Origin of the sequence: Streptomyces sp. NPDC007164, from assembly GCF_040634135.1 — a bacterium.
Classification (GTDB): Bacteria; Actinomycetota; Actinomycetes; order Streptomycetales; family Streptomycetaceae; genus Streptomyces; species Streptomyces sanglieri.
Genome location: NZ_JBEYFB010000012.1, coordinates 175,587 through 199,951, shown reverse-complemented (window position 1 = coordinate 199,951; position 24,365 = coordinate 175,587). Strand labels below are relative to the sequence as shown.

The 24,365-nt window shown below is 70.2% G+C and carries 16 protein-coding genes; 11 read left to right on the top strand and 5 right to left on the bottom strand.

The annotated features are described in order from the left end of the window. The first annotated feature begins 2 nt into the window (after positions 1 to 2). The 6 genes from mtrA (at position 3) to ABZ622_RS18330 (ending at position 7,336) form a co-directional block, all read left to right on the top strand. Entirely contained in the window at positions 3 to 692 is a 690-nt protein-coding gene (mtrA, locus tag ABZ622_RS18355; RefSeq protein WP_187438793.1) for a two-component system response regulator MtrA, read from the top strand. Position 693: 1 nt separating this feature from the next. Then, complete coding sequence (gene mtrB, locus ABZ622_RS18350; protein WP_360544257.1) at positions 694 to 2,718, top strand: MtrAB system histidine kinase MtrB; 2,025 nt, start codon at positions 694 to 696, stop codon at positions 2,716 to 2,718. Then, positions 2,708 to 4,573 carry an LpqB family beta-propeller domain-containing protein gene (locus ABZ622_RS18345; protein ID WP_360544255.1) on the top strand — a complete coding sequence of 622 codons (1,866 nt, stop codon included), beginning with the start codon at positions 2,708 to 2,710 and terminating at the stop codon, positions 4,571 to 4,573. Before mtrB ends, ABZ622_RS18345 begins: the two co-directional genes overlap by 11 nt. 91 nt (positions 4,574 to 4,664) lie before the next feature. Then, entirely contained in the window at positions 4,665 to 5,375 is a 711-nt protein-coding gene (locus ABZ622_RS18340) for a ComF family protein (protein WP_360544253.1), read from the top strand. 338 nt (positions 5,376 to 5,713) lie between these two features. Next, positions 5,714 to 6,403: a ribosome-associated translation inhibitor RaiA gene (raiA, locus tag ABZ622_RS18335; RefSeq protein WP_093540636.1), complete on the top strand. Its 690-nt coding sequence runs from the start codon at positions 5,714 to 5,716 to the stop codon at positions 6,401 to 6,403. Positions 6,404 to 6,586: 183 nt separating this feature from the next. After that, positions 6,587 to 7,336 carry a response regulator transcription factor gene (locus tag ABZ622_RS18330; protein WP_266915503.1) on the top strand — a complete coding sequence of 250 codons (750 nt, stop codon included), beginning with the start codon at positions 6,587 to 6,589 and terminating at the stop codon, positions 7,334 to 7,336. A gap of 74 nt (positions 7,337 to 7,410) precedes the next feature. On the opposite strand, the gene ABZ622_RS18325 is transcribed toward ABZ622_RS18330, so the two are convergent. Together ABZ622_RS18325 and ABZ622_RS18320 are read right to left on the bottom strand one after the other, a co-directional pair. Continuing rightward, positions 7,411 to 8,586, bottom strand: coding sequence for a crosslink repair DNA glycosylase YcaQ family protein (locus ABZ622_RS18325; RefSeq protein ID WP_360544250.1), 1,176 nt, complete (start codon positions 8,584 to 8,586; stop codon positions 7,411 to 7,413). A gap of 64 nt (positions 8,587 to 8,650) precedes the next feature. Beyond that, entirely contained in the window at positions 8,651 to 9,223 is a 573-nt protein-coding gene (locus ABZ622_RS18320) for a GNAT family N-acetyltransferase (RefSeq protein WP_360544248.1), read from the bottom strand. Between the two features lie 239 nt (positions 9,224 to 9,462). On the opposite strand from ABZ622_RS18320, the gene secA reads away from it, so the two are divergent. Further along, a complete protein-coding gene (gene secA, locus ABZ622_RS18315; RefSeq protein ID WP_360544246.1) occupies positions 9,463 to 12,288 on the top strand; it encodes a preprotein translocase subunit SecA in 2,826 nt (941 codons plus the stop codon). A 1,641-nt stretch (positions 12,289 to 13,929) separates the two neighbouring features. Here secA and ABZ622_RS18310 read toward each other — a convergent pair. Then, on the bottom strand, positions 13,930 to 14,358 hold the full coding sequence (locus ABZ622_RS18310) for an Rv3235 family protein (protein ID WP_360544244.1): 429 nt from the start codon (positions 14,356 to 14,358) through the stop codon (positions 13,930 to 13,932). 292 nt (positions 14,359 to 14,650) lie between these two features. Here ABZ622_RS18310 and ABZ622_RS18305 point away from each other — a divergent pair, with 292 nt between their 5' ends. Together ABZ622_RS18305 and ABZ622_RS18300 are read left to right on the top strand one after the other, a co-directional pair. Continuing rightward, positions 14,651 to 15,157 carry a hypothetical protein gene (locus ABZ622_RS18305; RefSeq protein ID WP_266690568.1) on the top strand — a complete coding sequence of 169 codons (507 nt, stop codon included), beginning with the start codon at positions 14,651 to 14,653 and terminating at the stop codon, positions 15,155 to 15,157. Between the two features lie 66 nt (positions 15,158 to 15,223). Continuing rightward, the gene (locus tag ABZ622_RS18300) at positions 15,224 to 15,895 is read left to right on the top strand and encodes an HAD hydrolase-like protein (RefSeq protein WP_360544242.1); all 672 of its coding nucleotides are present in this window, start codon (positions 15,224 to 15,226) and stop codon (positions 15,893 to 15,895) included. A 172-nt stretch (positions 15,896 to 16,067) separates the two neighbouring features. Here ABZ622_RS18300 and ABZ622_RS18295 read toward each other — a convergent pair whose 3' ends face one another. Continuing rightward, positions 16,068 to 16,637 carry a DJ-1/PfpI family protein gene (locus tag ABZ622_RS18295; RefSeq protein ID WP_360544240.1) on the bottom strand — a complete coding sequence of 190 codons (570 nt, stop codon included), beginning with the start codon at positions 16,635 to 16,637 and terminating at the stop codon, positions 16,068 to 16,070. Positions 16,638 to 17,026: 389 nt separating this feature from the next. On the opposite strand from ABZ622_RS18295, the gene ABZ622_RS18290 reads away from it, so the two are divergent. After that, the gene (locus tag ABZ622_RS18290) at positions 17,027 to 22,024 is read left to right on the top strand and encodes an NAD-glutamate dehydrogenase (RefSeq protein ID WP_360544238.1); all 4,998 of its coding nucleotides are present in this window, start codon (positions 17,027 to 17,029) and stop codon (positions 22,022 to 22,024) included. 81 nt (positions 22,025 to 22,105) lie between these two features. Here the strand turns inward: ABZ622_RS18290 and ABZ622_RS18285 are convergent, their stop codons facing one another. Further along, a complete protein-coding gene (locus ABZ622_RS18285) occupies positions 22,106 to 23,104 on the bottom strand; it encodes an FHA domain-containing protein (protein WP_360544236.1) in 999 nt (332 codons plus the stop codon). 249 nt (positions 23,105 to 23,353) lie between these two features. On the opposite strand from ABZ622_RS18285, the gene ABZ622_RS18280 reads away from it, so the two are divergent. Continuing rightward, positions 23,354 to 24,304, top strand: a complete 951-nt coding sequence (locus ABZ622_RS18280; RefSeq protein ID WP_360544234.1) for a hypothetical protein — start codon at positions 23,354 to 23,356, stop codon at positions 24,302 to 24,304. Positions 24,305 to 24,365: the final 61 nt, after the last annotated feature.

The following is a 24,365-nucleotide window of genomic DNA, read 5'->3' as shown; positions in this document are numbered from 1 at the left end:
GGATGATGTCGATTATGAAGGGACGCGTCCTTGTCGTCGACGACGACACCGCACTGGCCGAGATGCTCGGGATTGTGCTGCGTGGTGAAGGGTTCGAGCCGTCGTTCGTAGCGGACGGCGACAAGGCACTTGCCGCATTTCGTGAGGCCAAGCCGGACCTGGTCCTGCTCGATCTCATGCTGCCCGGTAGGGACGGCATCGAGGTCTGCAGGTTGATCAGGGCCGAGTCGGGTGTGCCGATCGTCATGCTCACTGCCAAGAGCGACACGGTTGACGTGGTGGTGGGCCTGGAATCCGGGGCCGACGACTACATCGTCAAGCCGTTCAAACCTAAGGAGTTGGTTGCCCGGATCAGGGCACGTCTGCGGAGGTCCGAGGAACCGGCGCCGGAGCAGCTGGCCATCGGGGACCTGGTCATCGATGTGGCCGGTCACTCGGTGAAGCGGGAGGGGCAGTCGATCGCCCTCACCCCGCTGGAATTCGACCTCCTGGTCGCGCTCGCCCGCAAGCCGTGGCAGGTCTTCACCCGTGAGGTGCTGCTGGAGCAGGTGTGGGGATACCGCCACGCCGCCGACACCCGGCTGGTGAACGTGCACGTCCAGCGACTGCGTTCCAAGGTCGAGAAGGACCCGGAGCGGCCGGAGATCGTGGTGACCGTCCGAGGAGTCGGTTACAAGGCCGGACCGAGCTGACATGCCCCCGAGTAGCGCTGCTCCGCAGCCCGGGGAGCCGGGAGCCCGTGCGGAGCGGGCTGCCGGTCCAGGACACCGGGCGCTCCGGATCGGGCGCCTCCTGCAGGGCGGCCGGTTGTTCCACGACCGGGCGCCCGGCGGTCCTGTGCCGCGATTGCTGATGCGTTGGGTGCGGCGTCCGCTGCTGCCTGCCGTGAGGCTCTGGCGGCGCAATCTCCAGCTGCGGGTCGTCGCGGGCACGCTGCTCATGTCGCTCGGTGTGGTGCTGCTCCTCGGGCTGGTCGTGATCGGTCAGGTGCGCAACGGCCTGCTCGAAGCCAAGGGCAAGGCCGCCCAGACGCAGGCGGCCGGCGGTTTCGCCGCGGCCCAGGAGAAGGCGAACGCCCCGCTCACCCCCGGTGGGCAGGGAGGCGACACGGCGGACGGCGCCACCGCCAACAACTCCTGGCGGACCGAGCTCGTCGATCAGCTCGCCAGCGGCGGCAAGAACGCCTTCAACGTGGTGGCGCTCAGCGCCGACGAGGGAGCCCGTGCCCCGCGCGGCTCGGGCAGCGTGGAGGCGGTGAGCATCCCGCAGAGCCTGCGGGACGCCGTGAACAAGGGGTCCGGGGCGTTCCAGACGTACTCCGAGATCCAGTACGCGAACGGGCAGCAACCGCAGCCCGGACTTGTCGTGGGCAAGCGGCTCTACGACAACGACCACAACCCGTACCAGCTCTACTACCTCTTCCCGCTGACGCAGGAGGAGAAGTCGCTGACGCTGATCAAGGGCACGCTGGCGACCGCGGGACTCTTCGTGGTCGTGCTGCTCGGGGCCATCGCGTGGTTCGTGGTGCGGCAGGTCGTCACGCCGGTACGGATGGCGGCCGGCATCGCGGAGCGGCTCTCGGCCGGCCGGCTCCAGGAGCGGATGAAGGTCACCGGCGAGGACGACATCGCCCGGCTCGGTGAGGCCTTCAACAAGATGGCGCAAAACCTTCAGCTGAAGATCCAGCAGTTGGAGGAGCTCTCCCGGATGCAGCGGCGTTTCGTCTCCGACGTCTCACATGAGTTGCGGACGCCGCTGACGACCGTACGGATGGCCGCCGATGTCATCCATGAGGCCCGCAGCGACTTCGATCCGGTGACGGCGCGCTCCGCGGAGCTGCTCGGGGACCAGCTCGACCGGTTCGAGTCGCTGCTCTCCGATCTGCTGGAGATCAGCAGGTTCGACGCGGGGGCCGCGGCGCTGGAGGCGGAGCCGATAGATCTGCGGCAGGTCGTACGACGGGTGATAGGCGGGGCCGAGCCGCTGGCCGAGCGCAAGGGCACCCGGATCCGGGTGGTCGGCGACGAGCAGCCGGTGATCGCGGAGGCCGACGCACGGCGGGTCGAGCGCGTCCTGCGCAACCTGGTGGTCAACGCCGTCGAGCACGGCGAGGGCCGCGACGTAGTGGTGCGGATGGGGGTGGCCGGAGGCGCGGTCGCCGTGGCCGTCCGGGACTACGGGGTGGGGCTGAAGCCGGGCGAGGCGACGCGGGTGTTCAACCGCTTCTGGCGGGCCGACCCGGCCCGCGCGCGGACGACCGGCGGTACCGGTCTCGGGCTCTCCATCGCGGTGGAGGACGCCCGGCTGCACGGCGGGTGGCTCCAGGCATGGGGCGAGCCCGGCGGCGGTTCGCAGTTCCGGCTGACTCTGCCGCGTACCGCGGACGAGCCGCTGCGCGGATCGCCGATACCACTGGAGCCCGAGGACTCCCGTCGTAACCGGGAGAACCGTGAACGGGCCGCGGCCGCGCCGAAGGCCGGGGGAGAGCACCGGCTGACGGCCGTGCCGGCCCAGCCCGGCGGCAACGACCGATCCGCGCTGCCCGTGCCGTCGCACACCCCGGTGGCGCCCCGGACGGCGCCGGCCTCGGTGCATCCGGCGGCCCTTCCGGGGAGCGGCGCACGCGTGGTCGCCCGCCACGCCGAGGAGCGGTCGGGCGGCGAACTGGACACTGTGGTGCAGGACCCGGAGCGGGGGGACACGAATCGTGGGGACTGACCGTCGTAAGGACGGCCATGGACGCGGACTGGGGCTGGTCGCGCTGTTCGGGTGCGGTGCGGTGCTGCTCTCCGCGTGCGGTTCGATGCCCGTCACCGGGGACGTCAAGGCGGTCGACGCCTCGCAGCCCGGTGACTCCCAGGTGCAGGTGTACGCCGTCGCGCCGCGGGACAACGCCACCCCCAACGAGGTGGTCGACGGCTTCCTGGAGTCCATGACCAGTGATGACCCGCACTTCAGGACGACCCGTCGGTACCTGACGAAGAAGGCGGCCGGGACGTGGAAGCCGAACGCGTTCACCACCGTGCTGACCAAGGCGCCGAACCGGAACGACCGCCCCTTCCGCGACAGTGATCGCAACGCCACCGAGGCGACCTACACCCTGACCGGTGAGAAGGTGGCGACGGTCGACGAGCAGAGCGCCTATCAGCCGCTCGCGCCCACCGACTACAACCAGACTCTGCGCCTGGTGAGGGAGAACGGGCCGGACGGCAAGGAGTGGCGGATCGACCAGGTGCCGGACGGTCTGCTGCTCGGGCAGTCGGACTTCAGGCGTCTCTACCGCTCCGTCAACAAGTACTACTTCGCCACGGGTCGGTCCGGAGGGCAGTCGACGCTGGTCGCCGACCCCGTCTATCTGCGCAGCCGGACGGACCCCGTCACGGGGATGGACACCGTGACACAGTCGGTCCGCAGTCTCCTCGCGGGGCCGACCAGTTGGCTGCGGCCGGCGGTCGCGTCCCGGTTCCCTCCCGGTACGGCGCTGAAGAAGGGCGTCACCTCGCTGACGCCCGACGACCGCAACGTACTGAAGGTTCCGCTCGACAAGAAGGCGGACGGTGTCGGGCAGCGCTCCTGCCGCATGATGGCCTCGCAGATCCTCTACACCCTGAGGGACCTGACGTCCGCCCGGGTCGAGCAGGTCGAACTCCAGCGCTCCGACGGCTCCCCGCTGTGCGTGCTCGGAGCGGATCAGGCGGAGGAGTTCGCCCCTGACGGTTCGTCGAGCGGGCCGGACAGCCAGTACTTCGTCGATGCCAAGGGGCAGGTGGAACGGATTCCCGGCAGTACCAAGGGCAGTGGGACCCCGGAGGCGGTGGCCGGCCCGCTCGGTGACGGAACGGTGCGGATGGGCGCGGTCGGTGTGGCCAGGGACGAGCAGTCGGCGGCGGCCGTCTCGCGCGACGGGACCTCTCTGTACGTGTCGTCCATCGTCTCGGACGGCGAACTCCCCGCGGCCTCGGTGACCAGCAGGTCCCATGACGCGAAGAACCGTCTGTCGACACCGAGCTGGGACGGCAGGGGCGACCTGTGGGTGGCCGACCGGGACCGCGACCGGCCCAGACTGCTGAGACTGGCCGGCGGCACGGGCGAGCCGCAGGAGGTCGCCGTGCCCGACCTGGACGGCGGGCGGATAGAGGCGCTGCGCATGTCCGCGGACGGAGTGCGGATCGCCCTGCTGGTGACCCAGGACGGCCGCAACACGCTGAAGATCGGCCGGATCGAACGGCGCGGACCGGCGTCCGAGCAGCAGGTGTCGGTGGTGGAGCTGCGTCAGGCCGCACCGCAGCTCACGGATGTGACCGCGATGTCGTGGTCGGGCCGCAGCCGCCTCGTGGTGGTCGGCAAGGAGCAGGGCGGCGTGCAGCAGGTGCGCTATGTGCAGGCGGACGGTTCGACGTCCGCGTCGGGGGTGCTGCCCGGTGTGAACCAGGTGTCGTCGGTCGCGGCGGCGGACGACGAACAGCTTCCGCTGATGGCGGCCACGTCCAGCGACGGGATCGTGAAGCTGTCGCCCGGTGACAACTGGCAGACGGTGGTCAAGGAAGGCTCGTCGCTGGTCTACCCGGGCTGAGCGCCACGGGTTCGACCCGTCCGGCCGAGGTCCGTCGGCCGCGTTTTCCACAGGGGTGGCCCGGTCGCTGCGGGAAGCGCACAGTGGAGTCATGCGGGGGTGGTGGCGGGAGATCTCCGGTCTGGTGCTGCCGGTGACCTGCGGCGGTTGCGGCAGGACACGGGCAGAGCTGTGCGAGGAATGCCGGGCGGAGCTCCACGGCGGGGTTCCGCGCCGGGTGAGGCCCGTTCCGGAGCCGGTGGGCCTGCCGGCGGTGTACGCGGCCGCCGCGTACGAGAACGCGGTACGTGCGGTGCTGCTGGCCCACAAGGAGCGCGGTGAGCTGGGGCTGGCGGGTGCGCTCGGCAAGGCGCTGGCGGGTGCCGTACGGGCCGGGGCGGGGCATCCGGGTGTCGTCGGCCCGTTGTTGCTCGTACCCGTGCCGTCGACGCGGCGCGCGGTGGCGGCGCGCGGTCATGATCCGACGCGCCGGATCGCGCTGGCCGCTGCGGGAGAGCTGAGACGCGGCGGCACCCCGGCCCGGGTGGTCGCGGTGCTCCGGCAGCACCGCGCCGTGGCCGACCAGGCGGGGCTGGGCGCCGGTCAGCGGCAGGCGAATATGGCGGGGGCTCTGGAGGTCCCGGCCGGGGCCGAGCGGCTGCTCGCGGCCGGACGGGTGGTGCTGGTGGACGACCTTCTGACGACGGGCGCCTCACTTGCCGAGGCGGCCCGGGCAGTGGCGGCGGCGTGCCGGCGCACGGGTGCTGCCCCCGACAGAGGGCAGGCGGCCGTTGTCGCAGCATCTCCGTCGGCCTTCGAATAAACCGGAACTGTCAATGAACTTGCATCGTTGCAGGTAGTGAGTGAGAAAAACGCCCGGAACGGAGGTACGCGCGAGTAGCGGGTGCCGACATCCGGCCAGGCAGGCTATGTTCGGTTGTGAGGAATGGTGAATGCCGGACCTCGATGAATGCACCGCCAGGTTTCGGGCAGGCAACACACCAGTGGTCCAGAAGCTGGAATTCGGTGGGGTGGAGTCCTCACCGATGGGGGAGGAGGAGGTGGAAGTCACCGAGTCCGCGGCTCCGGTTGTCACCGGGGCCTGGTGCAAAAGGGAGACGCTCCACTGCTGAGTGGAGTGATCCGGGAACGGAGTTCTGCGTGGACATCGTCGTCAAGGGCCGCAAGACCGAGGTGCCCGAGCGGTTCCGCAAGCACGTGGCCGAGAAGCTGAAGCTGGACAAGATCCAGAAGTTCGACGGCAAGGTGATCAGCCTCGACGTCGAGGTGTCCAAGGAGCCGAACCCCCGTCAGGCCGACCGTTCCGACCGGGTGGAGATCACGCTCCGCTCGCGTGGCCCGGTCATCCGGGCGGAAGCGGCCGCAGGCGACCCGTACGCAGCGTTGGACCTGGCCACCGGCAAGCTGGAGGCGCGGCTGCGCAAGCAGCACGACAAGCGCTACAGCCGCCGAGGCAATGGCCGGATTCCCGCTGCCGAGGTCGGCGAGATCGTGCCGGGGGCGGCGTCCTTCAACGGTGAAGGCGACCTGATCGCCGACGAGTCGGCCGAGTCCGTGCCGACCACGAGGTTCGGCTCGCTGGAGATTCAGGGCGAAGGTCCGCTGGTGATGCGCGAGAAGACGCACGTCGCCGCACCGATGTCGCTCGACCAGGCGCTCTACGAGATGGAGCTGGTCGGGCACGACTTCTATCTGTTCGTCGACTCCGAGACGAAGGAACCCAGTGTCGTCTACCGACGGCATGCCTATGACTACGGTGTCATCCACCTGAGGACCGACCCGCTGGCCGCCGACGAGGCGGGCGGCGCAGGCGGTGCGCTCGGCGGCTGACGCCACGCTTCCGCGGTGCCCCTGGAGCGTCTGTGCGCCCCCAGGGGCACCCGCGTGCGACCACAGGATCACCGCTCTGACGTCCAGGCATGGAATCATGGCGTCCCAAGCCAACCAGTGCTCTGTGAACTGCCGTTGGCGGACAGTGTGTACTTCAGGCCATGGCCTTCAGGGGGAGGAACGATGGCGGACACCTTCGGGCCCGTGCGTGATGTGAATGATGCCGACGACATCGCCGGTGCCGGCACCGGCGCGGACAGTGGTTTCCGCAGGGAGCCGATCAGGGTCCTTGTGGTGGACGACCACGCGCTCTTCCGCAGAGGTCTGGAGATCGTCCTTGCCCAGGAGGAGGACATCCAGGTCGTCGGGGAGGCGGGTGACGGGTCGGAGGCGGTCGACAAGGCCGCCGATCTGCTGCCCGACATCGTGCTGATGGATGTCCGGATGCCTAAGCGCGGTGGCATCGAGGCCTGCACGGCGATCAAGGAAGTGGCACCCAGTGCGAAGATCATCATGCTGACGATCAGCGACGAGGAGGCCGATCTCTACGACGCGATCAAGGCCGGTGCCACCGGCTATCTCCTCAAGGAGATCTCCACGGACGAGGTGGCCACGGCCATTCGCGCGGTCGCCGACGGGCAGTCCCAGATCAGCCCTTCCATGGCGTCCAAACTGCTCACCGAGTTCAAGTCGATGATCCAGCGGACCGACGAGCGCAGGCTCGTACCGGCGCCCCGGCTCACCGACCGGGAACTCGAAGTCCTCAAACTTGTTGCAACGGGCATGAACAATCGCGATATCGCGAAGGAACTGTTCATTTCCGAGAACACCGTGAAGAACCACGTCCGCAACATTCTGGAGAAGTTGCAGTTGCACTCCAGGATGGAAGCCGTGGTCTATGCCATGCGGGAGAAGATCCTGGAGATCCGGTGACCCGTCCCGGGAAGAGCCGACCGGGGAAGGGGCGGCCCGGCGAGAGGGCCGGGTGAGGGCGCCGGAATGTGCGCTCAAGCCAGGGCGCGGGCGATTTCCTGAGCGAGCGGCCCGCGCAGTTCCGGTGCGTCGACCCGTTCCAGCCGGACATCCGTACAGCCGACCCAGGAAGCGGCCTCCACCAGCGCCTCGGCCATCGGGGCCACGGCCTTCCCGCTCGCCAACGACACCTGCCGGGCGACCAGCGTGCTGCCCTCGCGCGCCGGGTCGACGCGGCCCTGGAGCCTTCCGCCCGCCAGCAGTGGCATCGCGAAGTATCCGTGGACCCGCTTGGGCTTGGGGACGTAGGCCTCCAGACGGTGGGTGAAACCGAAGATCCGCTCGGTGCGGCCCCGCTCCCAGACCAGTGAGTCGAACGGCGACAGCAGCGTCGTACGGTGCCGTCCGCGCGGCTCCGAGGCCAGCGCCGCCGGGTCCGCCCAGGCCGGCTTCGCCCAGCCCTGCACCGTCACCGGCACCAGCCCGGAGTCCGCCACCACCGCGTCGAACTGCTCGCCCTTGAGACGGTGGTAGTCCGCGATGTCCGCGCGGGTGCCCACCCCCAGGGACTGCCCCGCGAGCGCGACCAGCCGCCGCAGGCACTCCGTGTCGTCCAGATCGTCGTGCAGCACGTCATCGGGCAGGGCCCGCTCGGCGAGGTCGTACACCCGCTTCCAGCTGCGCCGCTCGGTGCACACCACCTCGCCGTACATCAGGGCGCGCTCGACGGCGACCTTCGACGCCGACCAGTCCCACCACTCCCCGCCGTTCTTCGCGCCGCCCAGCTCCGTCGCCGTCAGCGGGCCCTCGGCGCGCAGCTGCTTGATCACCGTCTCGTACGCGCCGTCCGGCAGATCGTGGTGCCAGTGCGGGCGGGAGCGGTAGGCGCGGCGGCGGAAGGCGAAGTGCGGCCACTCCTCGACCGGCAGGATGCAGGCCGCGTGCGACCAGTACTCGAAGGTGCGGCCGCCCGACCAGTACGCCTCCTCGACGGTGCGCCGGCCGACGGCGCCGAGGCGTGCGTACGGAATCAGCTCGTGCGACCGCGCGAGCACCGAGATCGTGTCGAGCTGTACGGCACCCAGGTGCCGCAGCACGCCCGGAACCCCGGCCCGGCGGTCCGGAGCGCCGAGGAAGCCCTGGGCGCGCAGGGCGATCCTGCGCGCCTGGTCGGCGGAGAGTTCAGCGGCGGGAGGCGGCACAGACGTCATGACCCGAACCCTAGAGGCAGGCACTGACAGCCGGCCGGGGTCCCGTGGAACCCAGGCCGACGGGTCAGGGGGCGGGCAGATAGGTGTGGGTGCCCGGCAGGCCGAGGTCGGAAGGGAGCAGTGCGCCGATCCAGGAATCGCGCCGCACGTCCTTGTTGAGCAGGCCCGAGCGCTGCTCGCCCTCCATCAGGAAGCCGGCCTTCAGCGCCACGGCACGTGAGGCGGCGTTGCCGACCTCGGCGCGCCACTCCAGCCGGTCACCGCCCAGTGCGGTGAAGGTCCAGTGGGCGGCGCACCGCACCGCCTCCGTCATGTAGCCGCGGCCCCGGTGCTCCCCGGCGGTCCAGAACCCCACCTCGTACGTGCCCGGCAGGTTGCGGCGGTTGATGCCGAGGGCACCGGTCAGGGCGCCGCTCTCGCGCAGAACCACCGCGAAGTTGTACATGGAGTCGTCCTGCCAGCCACCGGGGCACAGCTTTCCCGCGAAGAATTCCGCGTCGGCGCGGCTGTACGGGGAGGGCACGACCGTCCACCGCTGGATGTCCGGGTCCTGACAGGCGGTGTGGATCGCGTCCGCGTCACCTTCGGTGAAGGGGCGCAGCAGCAGACGGTCGCTGGTGAGGGTGATCGGCTCCATGAAGGGATTCTGGTGAGGGTGTGCTCGGGAAGCGAACACTTTTCGGACTTCCCGGCACCTTCGGCGCTCCTCGGCCGTTGACTCGGAGGGGACAGCGGGGCCAACGCGGCGGCGGCCCTCCCGGGGCGGCGGGGTCCTCGCTTACGATGGCCGTTGCGGTGGGGCCCACCTGCCGTGCCCGTGCCAGAGTCCGTAACACGACCCAGTGCCAGGCCCGACCGGCAAGGAGACCAGCCTCAGTGTCCGTCTTCAACAAGCTCATGCGTGCAGGCGAAGGCAAGATCCTGCGCAAACTGCACCGCATCGCGGACCAGGTCAGCTCCATCGAAGAGGACTTCGTCAACCTCTCCGACGCCGAGCTGCGGGCGCTCACCGACGAGTACAAGGAACGGTACGCGGACGGCGAGAGCCTGGACGACCTGCTCCCCGAGGCATTCGCGACCGTCCGTGAGGCCGCCAAGCGGGTCCTCGGACAGCGCCACTACGACGTTCAGATGATGGGCGGCGCAGCCCTCCACCTCGGTTATGTGGCCGAGATGAAGACCGGCGAGGGCAAGACCCTGGTCGGTACCCTGCCGACATATCTCAACGCGCTCTCCGGCAAGGGCGTGCACCTGATCACGGTCAACGACTATCTCGCCGAGCGAGACTCGGAACTGATGGGCCGCGTCCACAAGTTCCTCGGCCTGACCGTCGGCTGCATCATCGCCAACATGACGCCGGCCCAGCGCCGTGAGCAGTACGCCTGCGACATCACGTACGGCACGAACAACGAGTTCGGCTTCGACTACCTCCGCGACAACATGGCGTGGTCCGCCGACGAGCTCGTCCAGCGCGGTCACAACTTCGCCGTGGTCGACGAGGTCGACTCGATCCTCGTCGACGAGGCCCGTACGCCGCTGATCATCTCCGGCCCGGCCGACCAGGCCACCAAGTGGTACGGCGACTTCGCCAAGCTGGTCACGCGGCTGACCAAGGGCGAGGCGGGCAACCCGCTCAAGGGCATCGAGGAGACCGGCGACTACGAGGTCGACGAGAAGAAGCGGACCGTCGCCATCCACGAGCCCGGTGTCTCGAAGGTCGAGGACTGGCTCGGTATCGAGAACCTCTACGAGTCGGTGAACACGCCGCTCGTCGGGTACCTCAACAACGCCATCAAGGCCAAGGAACTCTTCAAGAAGGACAAGGACTACGTCGTCATCGACGGCGAAGTCATGATCGTCGACGAGCACACCGGCCGTATCCTCGCCGGCCGCCGCTACAACGAGGGCATGCACCAGGCGATCGAGGCGAAGGAAGGGGTGGACATCAAGGACGAGAACCAGACCCTCGCCACGATCACCCTGCAGAACTTCTTCCGCCTCTACGGCAAGCTGTCCGGCATGACCGGTACGGCGATGACGGAGGCCGCCGAGTTCCACCAGATCTACAAGCTCGGTGTGGTGCCGATCCCGACCAACCGGCCGATGGTCCGTGCCGACCAGTCGGACCTGATCTACCGCACCGAGGTCGCGAAGTTCGCCGCGGTCGTCGACGACATCGCCGAGAAGCACGAGAAGGGCCAGCCGATCCTGGTCGGCACCACCTCGGTCGAGAAGTCGGAGTACCTCTCGCAGCAGCTTTCCAAGCGCGGTGTCCAGCACGAGGTCCTCAACGCCAAGCAGCACGACCGTGAGGCGACGATCGTCGCCCAGGCCGGCCGCAAGGGTGCGGTCACGGTCGCGACGAACATGGCCGGCCGAGGCACCGACATCAAGCTCGGTGGCAACCCCGACGACCTCGCCGAGGCGGAGCTGCGCCAGCGCGGTCTCGACCCCGTCGAGCACGTCGAGGAGTGGGCGGCCGCGCTGCCCGCGGCGCTGGAGAAGGCCGAGCAGTCCGTCAAGGCGGAGTTCGAAGAGGTCAAGGAGCTCGGCGGGCTGTACGTCCTGGGTACCGAGCGGCACGAGTCGCGGCGTATCGACAACCAGCTGCGTGGTCGTTCCGGCCGTCAGGGCGACCCGGGCGAGTCCCGCTTCTACCTGTCGCTCGGCGACGACCTGATGCGGCTGTTCAAGGCGCAGATGGTCGAGCGCGTCATGTCGATGGCCAATGTGCCGGACGATGTGCCGATCGAGAACAAGATGGTGACGCGGGCGATCGCGTCGGCCCAGTCGCAGGTCGAGCAGCAGAACTTTGAGACGCGCAAGAACGTCCTGAAGTACGACGAGGTGCTCAACCGGCAGCGTGAGGTCATCTACGGCGAGCGACGCCGGGTCCTGGAGGGCGAGGATCTGCAGGAGCAGATTCGCCACTTCATGGACGACACGATCGACGACTACATCCGCCAGGAGACCGCCGAGGGCTTCGCGGAGGAGTGGGACCTGGACCGGCTGTGGGGCGCGTTCAAGCAGCTCTACCCGGTGAAGGTCACCGTCGACGAGCTGGAGGACGCGGCCGGCGACCGGGCCGGGATCACGGCCGAGTTCATCGGTGAGTCCATCAAGGACGACATCCACGAGCAGTACGACGAGCGTGAGAAGCAGCTCGGCTCGGACATCATGCGTGAGCTGGAGCGGCGTGTGGTGCTGTCCGTCCTGGACCGCAAGTGGCGTGAGCACCTCTACGAGATGGACTACCTCCAGGAGGGCATCGGCCTTCGTGCCATGGCGCAGAAGGACCCGCTGGTCGAGTACCAGCGTGAGGGCTTCGACATGTTCAACGCCATGATGGAGGGCATCAAGGAGGAGTCCGTCGGCTACCTGTTCAACCTGGAGGTCCAGGTCGAGCAGCAGGTCGAGGAGGTGCCGGTGCAGGACGAGGCCGAGCGCACCTCGCTGGCCAAGGAGGACGCCGTGCCGGCGGCGCGTCCGGAGATCCGGGCCAAGGGGCTCGATGCTCCGCAGCGTCCGGACCGGCTGCACTTCTCCGCTCCCACGGTGGACGGGGAGGGCGGGGTCGTCGAGGGCGACTTCTCCAACGGTGACGGTACGGCCGGGGCCGGGTCCGAGTCGGACGGGCTGACCAGGGCGGAGCGGCGCAAGGCCCAGAAGAATGGTGGGGGCGGGCGTCGTCGTAAGAAGTAGTGGCGGCTGCGGTGACGTCTTTCGACGTCGTTGCGGTGGTCGGGTTGTAGTTGGGTTGTAGCCGGGGTCGGGCGCGTGTGGTTTGGGCGTCCGGCTCCGGCTTTTTTGTGGCCTGTGGCCTGCGGGTTTGTGGCCTGCGGCCCGCTGGTGGGCGTTGTGGCGTGGTGGTTTGGCGATGTGGTTCTGGCCTGTGGGGGTGTGGGGTGTGGGTGGGGTGGGTTTGGCGGGCTCGGCGGCCTCGGTGGGGTGGGGCTTGGGGCGCTGCGCGAGGTCTGTCCCCTCCCCGCCCCTTCCCGAAACCGGGGCTCTGCCCCGGACCCCGCTCCTCAATCGCCGGAGAGGCTTGAGGGGCGGAGCGGGTGGGGGAGCTGAGAGGGGCCGAGGAAGGCCGAGAAGGCCGGGGGAGGCCGAGGGGGGGCGAGGGGGCCTGAAAAGGGTCGGGGGAGGGGCGGGGAGGGGCCGGGTCAAAAAGGTTGGGGCAGGGCTGAGAGGGGCCGGAGGGGCCGGAAAGAGCCGGAGAGGGGACGGGGCGGGCTGAGTGGGGCCGGGCCGAGAAGGTCGAGGGAGGGCCGGGAGAGGGCGGGAGAGGGCTGAGTGGGGCCGGGGCTAGAAGGCCGGGGCAGGGCTGAGAGGAGCCGGAAGGGCCGGAAAGAGCCGGGAAGGGGCCGGAGGGGCCGGAAAGCTCCGGAGAAGGGACGGGGAGGGCCGGAAAGGGGCCGGGTCGAGAAGGTCGGGGGAGGGCCGGAAGGGGGCGCGGGAGGGCTGAGTGGGGCCGGGTCGAGAAGGTCCGGGCAGGGCTGAGAGGAGTCGGGAGAGCCGGGAAGGGGCCGGAGGGGCCGGAATGCGCCGGAGAAGGGGGACGGGGAGGGCCCGGAAAGGGGCCGCGTCGAGAAGGTCGGGGCAGGGCCGGAAGGGGGCGCGGGAGGGCTGAGTGGGGCCGGGTCGAGAAGGTCCGGGCAGGGCCGGGAGGGGTCGGTGGGTGTGATGGGGACTGGGGGACTGGGCGTGATGGGAGCTGAGGGGGCGGTCTGTGGGCCGAATTGGGCTGGCGTAGGGCTGGAACGGAGGCGGATGGGGGCGAGACAGGGCTGAGACGGGGGCAGGAGGGGCTGGGGCGGGATGTTGGCGCCCTTCGATACTGGATCCTCTCCTGGCCCCGCAGGGGGCCGAGAGAGGCCGGGACGGGGTACGCGGATCCCGCTGGTTCTGTTCCCGGCCGGGCCGGATTTGCCCTCCCCGGCTCAGCCTGGCCTTGCTCGGCCTGGTCCTGCCCGGCTCGCCCTTGCTCGGACTGGTTCGGCCTGGCTTTGCTCAGCCCGGCCCTACCCGGCTCGGCCTGGTCCTGATCTGCTTTAGCCAGCCAGCCAGCCAGCCAGCCAGCCAGCCAGCCAGCCAGCCAGCCAGCCAGCCAGCCAGCCAGCCAGCCAGCCAGCCAGCCAGCCAGGCCCGATCCCGGCCAGGCCAGGCCCGGCCCGATCCCGATCCCGGTCCGGCCCCTCGCTTCCGTTCTTGCCCGGTCTCGGATCTGCTGCGATGTCGGCTTCGGTGGTTGATCCGCCCAGGCCTTGGCCCGGTCGGGTTGTTCTGCCCAGGCCTTGGCCCGGTCTGCCCTCTCCTTCGCTGTCGTCGGCCTCGTCCCGGCTAGCGGGACGGGGCCGGCTGCAGGTGTTCGTCGCCGAGTTCCACTGCTGCGCAGCGCCAGCGGAGGTCGGGGCCCTGTTCCAGGCGGAAGGCCATGGCGCGTACCTGCTCGCCGGCCGCGATGCTCGCGCAGGCCTCCACCACGCCCGGGGCCGGCTGGGCGCCGTGGCACATGCGGATCACGGGGCGGGCGCCGCGGGCCCTGAGAGGGGTGCGAGGGGCCAGTTCGGCGAGTTGGTCGTAGGCCTCGCCGATGGTGTGGCCGAGCATCCAGTGCACCGGGCGCTGGCCGCTGAGGACCGCCAGGAGGCGGTCGGCGAACCAGTGGTGCGGGCGTACGCGCCGGGGAGTCCGGGTGCGCTGGGGTGGTACGGATTCGGGCCTGCGCTGGTCGCGGCGTCCGGCGGGCCGGGTCCTGTTCGTGCTCATCGATCATCGCCCCCGTGCTTCAGAGGCCCGGTGTGATACCGGGCGGTAACTTCTGCTGTGGACCTTCTACGGCGACGGCCGAGGAGGCCGCAAGCGGCAAGGGCACTGCGGGGGTGACCGGGAGGAATCACCTATCCGGGTGATGCGGGTGGTGCCGGGCGGGGTGTGAGGCGGGCGCAGGGAGGGTGAGGGGTGGTTGCCGGGTGGACGGGGCGGCATGGGTGCACGTGACCCCAAAGGGGGACGTCACACGTATCCTGAGGGCGTTTCCGACTACGAAAGCGACCCGGCCATGCGCGTGTACGTCCCCCTGACCCTGTCCGGTCTCGCAGCGGCGCACCGGGCGGGCGAAATCGGTCCCGGGCCGCTCACCGCGTACGCGGTGACCCCCGCACTGCGTGAGTGGTACGTCTCGGACGACATCGAGGAGCTGGAGTACGCGGCGCTCAACCGGGCCGCCTCCGCCTCGCTTCGCATGATCGCGCAGAACCCCGACGCGGTGCGCAGGCGCGTTGTCGTGGCCGTCGAGGTGCCGGACGGCGCGGCCGTCGCCGACCCGGACCACAGCCTCGACCCGTCCTCGCTCGGCGAGGTGCGGATCGCGTCTCCCGTGGCGCTCGCCAAGGCCGCCGCGGTGCATGTCGACGCGGACGACGCGCAGAAGGACGTCACGGCGGCGGCCGCGGCGCTGGGGGCCGCGGACCTCGGGGACGACGACGCGCAGTTCACCGTGGACGGCGCCGAGGACCATGAGCTGCTGTGGTTCGGTATTCAGGAGATTCCGAATCTGATCCCCTGATGGCGGGGGAACGGGGCAGATACATCGAGTCGAACGGTTGTCGGAGGGGGCGGGTACTTTCTATGCATGGGGACGCACGGGAAGCACCGCACTCATCTGGTCTGGGACTGGAACGGCACACTGCTCGACGACAACGACGCGGTCATCGGCGCGACCAACGCCGCATTCGGCGAGGTCGGCCTGGCGCCGATCACGCTTGAGCAGTACCGCGAGATGTACTGCATCCCGATACCCCGCTTCTACGAACGGCTGATGGGCAGGCAGCCCACGCAGGCCGAGTGGGAGCGGATGGACGGGGTGTTCCACCGCCACTACACCGAGCGGCGGGACGCCTGCGGGCTCACCGAAGGGGCCGAGGAGCTCCTCTCCCAGTGGCAGCTGGGCGGGGGCAGCCAGTCGCTCCTGAGCATGTACGGGCACGACCAGCTGGTCCCCGTGGTGCGGGGATACGGCATCGAGCGGCACTTCCTGCGGGTGGACGGGCGCACCGGACCCTCCGGCGGCAGCAAGTCCCGGCACATGGAGCGGCACATCGCCGCGCTGGACGAGATATCCGCCGAGCGCACGGTGATCATCGGTGACGCGGTGGACGACGCCGTGGCCGCGGCCCATGTCGGCGCGAAGGCCGTGCTCTACACCGGCGGGTCGCACAGCAGGGCCAGCCTGGAGGCGGCCGGGGTGCCGGTGGTGGACAGTCTGGCCGAGGCCGCGCAGCTTGCCGAGCAGATCGCCGGGTGACGGACGACGGCCGCCGGACGACGGCCGACGGCCCTCACCCGCCAGGTGGGGATCGCCGGGTGGCGGCCAGCTGGTGGCGACCGTCGATGAGGTCCGCCGGGTGACGGTCGGCGGGGGAGGTCGGCCGGGTGCCGGGTGAGGGCCGCCTGGTGAGGGAGGTGCGGCGGGGGCGTCAGGTTGTTGCCGGGGCCTTTGTGCGGAGGATCTTCAGAAACTCACGCATCCACGCTGAGTGGTCCGGCCAGGCGCGGGAGGAGACCAGCACCCCGTCGACCACCGCCTCGTGGTCCTCGAAGGTGGCCCCCGCCGTCTGCATGTCGAGCTCCAGCGCGGGATACGCGGTGACGTGCCGGCCGGTCAGTGCGCCGACCGCCGCGGTCATCAGCGGGCCGTGGCAGATCTGGGCCACCGGACGGTCCGAGTCGAAGAACGCCTTCAGGATCTTGCGCAGCTCGGCGTCGTTGCGCAGATACTCGGGCGCCCGGCCGCCCGGGACGACCAGGGCCACGTAATCCCCGGGGTCGACCTCGGAGAACGCCAGGTCGGCGGGCCAGGTGTAGCCCGGCTTCTCGGTGTACGTGTCGAAGCCGGGCTCGAAGTCGTGGACGACGAAACGGAGCGTCTTGCGGGCGGGGGCCGCGATGTGGACGTCGTACCCCTCCTCGCGCAGCCGCTGGTACGGGTAGAGGACTTCCAGGGACTCGGCGGCGTCGCCGGTGACGATCAGGATCTTCGGTGCCATGGCGGGGCTCCCACGGTTCGTCGGCCTGTTCCGCCTCCCAGAGTGAGGCAATACGGACTCGCGCGCTGTCCAGAGTGTCAAAGTTCGGGGCCATCTTTTTACACAAACGGCTCGTGACGGTCATGGGGGCGGGCGATATAGCCTGGACCCCGTGATCAGCGCGATAGCCCTCGGGGGCAGCGAAGCCCCCGGCCTGCGCCCGGAGTGCCACAGCACCCGGGCCGTCGCTGATTCCCTCAGCCCGGACCACACGTCAAAAATGACCGATTCGGCCCCGGGCATCTCTCATAGCGGCATAGCGTCGACTCAGACCGGAAACCCCGTGTCGTGGCGGTACGTCGTCTTTTTCACCTACGTCACGCAACGGCGCGCGACAGGAGCCAGAGGACATGCAGACCAAGCTGGACGAAGCCAAGGCCGAGCTGCTCGCACGGGCGGCGAAGGTAGCTGACAACAGCCCGGGCGGTGGTGTCGGTGGCCCGGGCGGTACGTCCCGGGTGCGTGTTGCGGCCACCGGGGCCGAGCAGGAGCGCCCCGGACAGGACGTGCTCCTCTCCTACCTCCAGCGCTACTACCTGCACACCGCTCCGGAGGACATCGCGGGCCGCGACCCGGTGGACGTCTTCGGTGCCGCCTCCTCCCACTACCGGCTGGCCGAGACGCGTCCGCAGGGCACGGCGAACGTCCGGGTGCACACCCCGACCGTCGAGGAGAACGGCTGGACGTGCAGCCACACGGTCGTCGAGGTCGTCACCGACGACATGCCGTTCCTGGTCGACTCCGTCACCAATGAGCTGTCCCGGCAGGGGCGCGGCATCCACGTCGTGATCCACCCGCAGGTCGTCGTACGCCGTGACGTCACCGGCAGGCTCATCGAGGTCCTCGCCGAGGGCAACGGCATCGCGACCGGCCCGGAGGGCCGCAAGGACGCCGCGGGCGCCAAGCGCGAGCTGCCGCACGACGCGCTCGTCGAGTCCTGGATCCACGTCGAGATCGACCGCGAGACCGACCGCGCCGACCTCCAGCAGATCACCGCCGACCTGCTGCGCGTGCTGTCCGACGTACGGGAGACCGTCGAGGACTGGGACAAGATGCGCGACGCCGCGCTGCGCATCGCCGACGACCTGCCCGGCGAGCCGCTCGACGACCTCGCCGACGAAGAGGTCAACGAGGCCAGGGAGCTGCTGCGCTGGCTCGCCGCCGACCACTTCACCTTCCTCGGCTACCGCGAGTACGAGCTGAAGGACACCGACTCGCTGGCCGCCGTACCCGGCACCGGCCTCGGCATCCTGCGCTCCGACCCGCACCACAGCGTCGACGAGGCGCACCCCGTCAGCCCGTCCTTCGACCGGCTGCCCGCCGACGCCCGGGCCAAGGCCCGCGAGCGCAAGCTCCTCGTCCTCACCAAGGCCAACAGCCGCTCGACCGTGCACCGGCCCAGCTACCTCGACTACGTCGGCGTGAAGAAGTTCGACACGGACGGCAACGTCATCGGCGAGCGCCGCTTCCTCGGCCTGTTCTCCTCCGCCGCCTACACCGAGTCCGTGCGCCGGGTGCCCGTCATCCGCCGCAAGGTCGCCGAGGTGCTGGAGGGCGCGGGCTTCTCGCCCAACAGCCACGACGGCCGCGACCTGCTCCAGATCCTGGAGACGTACCCGCGCGACGAGCTCTTCCAGACGCCCGTCGACCAGCTGCGCTCCGTCGTCACCTCCGTGCTGTACCTCCAGGAGCGCCGCAGGCTGCGGCTCTACCTGCGCCAGGACGAGTACGGGCGCTACTACTCCGCGATCGTCTACCTGCCGCGCGACCGCTACACCACCGGTGTGCGGCTCCGCCTGATCGACATCCTCAAGGAGGAGCTGGGCGGCACCAGCGTCGACTTCACCGCCTGGAACACCGAGTCGATCCTCTCCCGGCTGCACTTCGTCGTCCGCGTCGCCCCCGGCACCGAGCTGCCCGACCTCACCGACGCCGAGGCCGACCGCATCGAGGCCCGGCTCGTCGAGGCCGCCCGCTCCTGGGCCGACGGCTTCCAGGAGGCGCTGGGCGCCGAATGCGGCGAGGAGCGCGCCGCCGAGCTGCTGCGCCAGTACGGCCACTCGTTCCCCGAGGGCTACAAGGCCGACCACACGCCGCGCTCCGCCGTGGCCGACCTGGTCCACCTCGAAGCCCTCAAGCAGGACGAGAACGACTTCGCCCTCAGCCTGTACGAGCCGGTCGGCGCCGCCCCCGGCGAACGCCGCTTCAAGATTTACCGGACCGGCGAGCAGGTCTCCCTCTCCGCCGTGCTCCCGGCCCTCCAGCGGCTCGGCGTCGAGGTCGTCGACGAGCGCCCGTACGAGCTGCGCTGCGCCGACCGCACGCACGCCTGGATCTACGACTTCGGGCTCCGGATGCCGCAGGCCAACGGCAACTACCTCGCCGACGACGCCCGGGACCGCTTCCAGGACGCCTTCGCCGCCGTATGGAAGGGCGAGGCCGAGAACGACGGCTTCAACTCGCTGGTGCTGGGCGCCGGGCTGAACTGGCGCCAGGCGATGGTGCTGCGCGCCTACGCGAAGTACCTGCGCCAGGCCGGGTCGACGTTCAGCCAGGACTACATGGAGAGCACTCTCCGCAACAACGTCCACACCACCCGGCTGCTGGTCTCGCTCTTCGAGGCCCGGATGTCCCCGGAGCGGCAGAACGCCGGCACCGAGCTGACCGACGGCCTCCTCGAAGAGCTGGACGGGGCCCTGGACCAGGTCGCCTCGCTCGACGAGGACCGGATCCTGCGCTCCTTCCTCACCGTCATCAAGGCCACCCTGCGCACCAACTTCTTCCAGCGCGCGGACAGTGGCAAGCCGCACTCGTACGTCTCGATGAAGTTCGACCCGCAGTCCATCCCGGACCTGCCGGCGCCCCGGCCGGCCTTCGAGATCTGGGTCTACTCGCCGCGCGTCGAGGGTGTGCACCTGCGCTTCGGCAAGGTCGCCCGAGGCGGTCTGCGCTGGTCGGACCGGCGGGAGGACTTCCGTACCGAGATCCTCGGCCTGGTCAAGGCGCAGATGGTGAAGAACACCGTCATCGTGCCGGTCGGCGCCAAGGGCGGATTCGTCGCCAAGCAGCTCCCGGACCCGTCCGTCGACCGCGACGCCTGGATGGCCGAGGGCATCGCCTCGTACCGCACCTTCATCTCGGCGCTGCTCGATATCACCGACAATATGGTGACCGGCGAGGTTGTGCCGCCCAAGGACGTCGTCCGGCACGACGAGGACGACACCTACCTGGTCGTCGCCGCCGACAAGGGCACCGCGAGCTTCTCCGACATCGCCAACGAGGTCGCCGTCGGGTACGGCTTCTGGCTCGGCGACGCCTTCGCCTCCGGCGGCTCCGCCGGTTACGACCACAAGGGCATGGGCATCACCGCCCGCGGCGCCTGGGAGTCCGTCAAGCGGCACTTCCGCGAGCTGGGCCACGACACCCAGACCGAGGACTTCACCGTCGTCGGCGTCGGTGACATGTCCGGTGACGTCTTCGGCAACGGCATGCTGCTCTCCGAGCACATCCGGCTCGTCGCCGCCTTCGACCACCGGCACATCTTCATCGACCCGAATCCGGACGCCGCCACCTCGTACGCCGAGCGCCGCCGGCTGTTCGACCTGCCGCGCAGCTCCTGGGCCGACTACGACAAGAACCTGCTCTCCGCAGGCGGTGGCATCCACCCGCGCAGCGCCAAGTCCATTCCGATCAACGCCCACGTCCGTGAGGCGCTCGGTATCGAGCCGGGTGTCATCAAGATGACGCCCGCGGAGCTGATGCAGACCATCCTCAAGGCCCCCGTGGACCTGGTGTGGAACGGCGGCATCGGTACGTACATCAAGTCCTCCGCCGAGTCGAACGCGGACGTCGGCGACAAGGCCAACGACGCGATCCGCGTCAACGGCGAGGACCTGCGGGCCAAGGTCGTCGGCGAGGGCGGCAACCTCGGCGCCACCCAGCTCGGCCGCATCGAGTTCGCCCGCGGCGGCGGCCGGATCAACACCGACGCGATCGACAACAGCGCCGGTGTGGACACCTCCGACCACGAGGTGAACATCAAGATCCTGCTCAACGGCCTGGTCCGGGACGGCGACATGACCGTCAAGCAGCGCAACAAGCTGCTCGCCGGGATGACCGACGAGATCGGCCGCCTGGTGCTGCGCAACAACTACGCGCAGAACGTGGCGCTCGCCAACGCCACCTCCCAGTCGACCTCGCTGCTCCACGCCCACCAGCGCTTCATGCGCCGGCTGGGCCGGGACGGCGACCTCGACCGCGGTCTTGAGTTCCTGCCCGCCGACCGCCAGATCCGTGAGCTGCTCAACGCCGGCAAGGGGCTCAGCCAGCCCGAACTGGCCGTGCTGCTCGCGTACACCAAGATCACGGCGGCCCGGGAGCTGATCAGGACCAGCCTGCCGGACGACGCGCATCTGCAGACGCTGCTGCACGCCTACTTCCCGGAGCAACTGCGCAAGCAGTTCCCCGAGGCGGTCGACGGGCACGCGCTGCGGCGCGAGATCATCACCACGGTCCTGGTCAACGACACCGTGAACACCGGTGGTTCGACCTTCCTGCACCGGCTGCGGGAGGAGACCGGCGCCTCGATCGAGGAGATCGTGCGGGCGCAGTTCGCGGCCCGTGAGATCTTCGGTCTCGGCCAGGTGTGGGACGCCGTCGAGGCGCTCGACAACGAGGTCGCGGCCGATGTGCAGACCCGGATCCGGCTGCACTCGCGCCGGCTCGTCGAGCGTGGTTCGCGCTGGCTGCTCGGCAACCGGCCGCAGCCGCTGGAGATCGCCGGGACGATCGACTTCTTCAAGGCGGGCGTCGAGCAGGTCTGGGCCGAGCTGCCCAAGATGCTGATGGGTGCCGACCTGGAGTGGTACCAGTCGATCCTGGACGAGCTCACCGAGGCGGGCGTCCCGGGCGAGCTGGCCCAGCGGGTCGCCGGATTCTCCTCCGCCTTCCCGGTGCTGGACATCGTGGCGATCGCGGAGCGCACGGACAAGGACCCGCTCTCCGTCGCCGAGGTGTACTACGACCTCGCGGACCGGCTGGGCATCACCCAGCTGATGGACCGGATCATCGAGCTGCCGCGGGCCGACCGCTGGCAGTCCATGGCCCGCGCCTCCATCCGCGAGGACCTGTACGCCGCGCACGCCGCGCTCACCGCGGACGTGCTGGCGGTGGGCAACGGGACCTCGACGCCCGAGGAGCGGTTCAAGGCCTGGGAGGAGAAGAACGCGGCGATCCTCACCCGGTCCCGTTCCACGCTCGACGAGATCCAGGGGTCGGACGCGTTCGACCTGGCGAACCTGTCGGTGGCGATGCGGACGATGCGCACACTGCTCCGTACGCACGCGTAGCGCGTGTAGTCGGACAGTCGAGAGGGGAGGCGGCCGCCGGGTGTCCGGTGGCCGCCTCCCCTCCGGCGTCGTGTGCGGGGGTCAGTACATGCGGGTCTCGCCCGCCGTGTCCGGCGGGAGCGGTCGGCGGCGCTGCCACTGCTGGGCCAGCTCGGTCGGGAAGCGGCGGCCGCTGCGGGCCAGGATCACGCCCTCGACCAGCCGGAGCTCGTCCCCGCCGTGGTACTGCCGCTCGGCCGTGCCGAGCTTCCTCCACGGGCCCGGGCCCGATTTTCCGGCCGTCGAGCGCCACCGGGTGCCATAGGTGCTGTGGTCCCGTACGTGGACGACGCCACCGGTCACCCGCAGCTCGACATGGGCGCGGCTGAGGCCGGCGGTGCGGTGCTCCGGGACCAGGTCGTGCAGCGAGATGCCGCCCTCGCCGGGCGCCCGGCCCACCTTCACCGTCGTGCCGTCCTCCAGCGTGAACCGGGCCTTCACATCGCCCTCCACCAGGAGCTTCAGCTGCACGGTCGCCGTGCGTGGACCGTCGTCGGCCAGCGGGGTGCCGTGGCTCTGGCAGTGGGGTACGCCCCCGATGACGCGCGGCAGCAGGGCGGCGCTGCCCTTGTGGGTGTCGTAGAGGGTGCAACGGCGTTCCGCGCAGCGCCAGTTGCGGTTGACCACGTCCGGCTCCAGGAAGTCGTCCGCGTTGCCCTGGATCCAGGGGTGCGACTCGCGGTGGCCGCGGAAACGGTCGCCGGTGATGACGGGGATGCCGGTGTACGCGCACAGTTCGAGCAGGCGGTCGTCGGCGTCCGGCAGCTCCTCGACCAGGCCGCGGTCCACCCAGCGGCCGAGCAGTCGGATGTCGGCGGGATCGGTGAACTCCCGCCGCCCGCCGAGCCGCAGGCTGGCATCGGCGACCAGATACAGCTTCACGTCCGGGTCCCGGGCGAGTCTCTTCGCGGCGTCCACGAGCAGTCGCAGCCGGCGCAGGGAGCGCAGCCCGGGTTCGCCCAGCGTGCGGTTGCGCACGACGTTGGACAGATCCACCAGGAAGCAGGCCGCGCCGAAGTCGGTGGTGAGGTGGTCCTCCATCGAGATTGCCCTCCCGGAAGTCCCGTCGACGCGCCGTCGACGTGCCGTCCACGTGCCGTCCACGTGTCGTCCGCGCGCCATCGATGTGCCGTCGAAGCCAACTCGGAGTCTCTGTACGAAAGGTGACGGCATGTTAATACCCTTGTGGTGCAACTATATTGACGTCCTCGACGGCCCCGGAGTTCCGGCAGACATGTGCCGGGCGGGCGGCCGATGCGACGGCAGGGACGAGAACGTGGGGGCGTTTGCGTGTCGGAGTGGGGTTCGTTCATCGACGAGACGCCGTCCGGGCAGTCTCCGCCACCACCGCCCGACCACCCTCCGGCCGGGGCGGACGCCGGCGGCGACGACGGTGGCGACGACGGCTGGGGCAGCTTCGCCGACGAGACACCGGCGGCGGGAGGCGCTCCGCCGCCGCCCTCCGCGCCGCCGCCGGCCGCGCCACGCCCGTACGGGGTTCCGGTCCCGTCCCCGGAGGTTGCCGCCTCGCTGCTGACCGCCGGGGAGACCTTGTGGGCGCAGGTCGACGGGGCGGCCGCCGTGCTCGGTTCGGGCTGCCGGGTGGCAGTGGTGCCGGGCGGCGACGGGGAAGCGGCCGCAGACGGGTTCAGCGGCTGGCGGCCGGTGACGGTGGTCGATCCGGCCGCGCTCACCGTACGGCTGGTTCCACTGGCCCTCGCCGAACCGCCCGTGGGCACCGCGACCCCGGTGTCGGAGCTGTACGCGGACCCCGAGCCGTACACCGCCGCCGAGCCCGGCCGGGCCGGGGCGTTCCCGGTGGGGCAGGGCCCCGATCTCGATGCCCTGCTGCACCGCGTGCAGGAGGAGGAGCGGGCCCGGGTGCGGGCCGACGTCGAAGCCGATGCGCGGCGTGCCGAGCGGGAACTGGCCGATGCCAAGGCGGAGTTGAAGCAGCGGGCGGAGGCCGCCGAACAGCGGGCCGTGCAGCGCGAGCAGCGGGCGCAGCAGGCCGCGCAGCGCGCCCAGGAGTACGCCGAGCACCAGATCGGGGCGGCACGCGAGGAGGTCGCCCAGGCGGTGTGGCAGTGGCAGGACCGGGCCCAGCGGGCCGAGGCGGAGATCACCCGGCTGAGCGGTGAGCTGGCGAAGGCGGAGCAGGCGGGTGTCCTGCGGCATGTACTGGACCGTCGTCGGCGCGCCGGGGGCGGGCGTGATCAAGAGGGCACGAGGGGGACATGAGCGTGGAACTGCCCGCAGGCGTACCGGAGTCCGCAGACGCGTCTGAGTCGGCGTCGGCGTC

Bases quoted from the DNA above. Each gene is read 5' to 3' on its own strand.
- mtrA (WP_187438793.1), top strand. From the start codon at position 3: ATGATGTCGATTATGAAGGGACGCGTCCTTGTCGTCGACGACGACACC.
- mtrB (WP_360544257.1), top strand. From the start codon at position 694: ATGCCCCCGAGTAGCGCTGCTCCGCAGCCCGGGGAGCCGGGAGCCCGT.
- ABZ622_RS18340 (WP_360544253.1), top strand. From the start codon at position 4,665: ATGCGGGGGTGGTGGCGGGAGATCTCCGGTCTGGTGCTGCCGGTGACC.
- ABZ622_RS18330 (WP_266915503.1), top strand. From the start codon at position 6,587: ATGGCGGACACCTTCGGGCCCGTGCGTGATGTGAATGATGCCGACGAC.
- ABZ622_RS18325 (WP_360544250.1), bottom strand. From the start codon at position 8,586: ATGACGTCTGTGCCGCCTCCCGCCGCTGAACTCTCCGCCGACCAGGCG.
- ABZ622_RS18320 (WP_360544248.1), bottom strand. From the start codon at position 9,223: ATGGAGCCGATCACCCTCACCAGCGACCGTCTGCTGCTGCGCCCCTTC.
- ABZ622_RS18310 (WP_360544244.1), bottom strand. From the start codon at position 14,358: ATGAGCACGAACAGGACCCGGCCCGCCGGACGCCGCGACCAGCGCAGG.
- ABZ622_RS18305 (WP_266690568.1), top strand. From the start codon at position 14,651: ATGCGCGTGTACGTCCCCCTGACCCTGTCCGGTCTCGCAGCGGCGCAC.
- ABZ622_RS18300 (WP_360544242.1), top strand. From the start codon at position 15,224: ATGGGGACGCACGGGAAGCACCGCACTCATCTGGTCTGGGACTGGAAC.
- ABZ622_RS18295 (WP_360544240.1), bottom strand. From the start codon at position 16,637: ATGGCACCGAAGATCCTGATCGTCACCGGCGACGCCGCCGAGTCCCTG.
- ABZ622_RS18290 (WP_360544238.1), top strand. From the start codon at position 17,027: ATGCAGACCAAGCTGGACGAAGCCAAGGCCGAGCTGCTCGCACGGGCG.
- ABZ622_RS18285 (WP_360544236.1), bottom strand. From the start codon at position 23,104: ATGGAGGACCACCTCACCACCGACTTCGGCGCGGCCTGCTTCCTGGTG.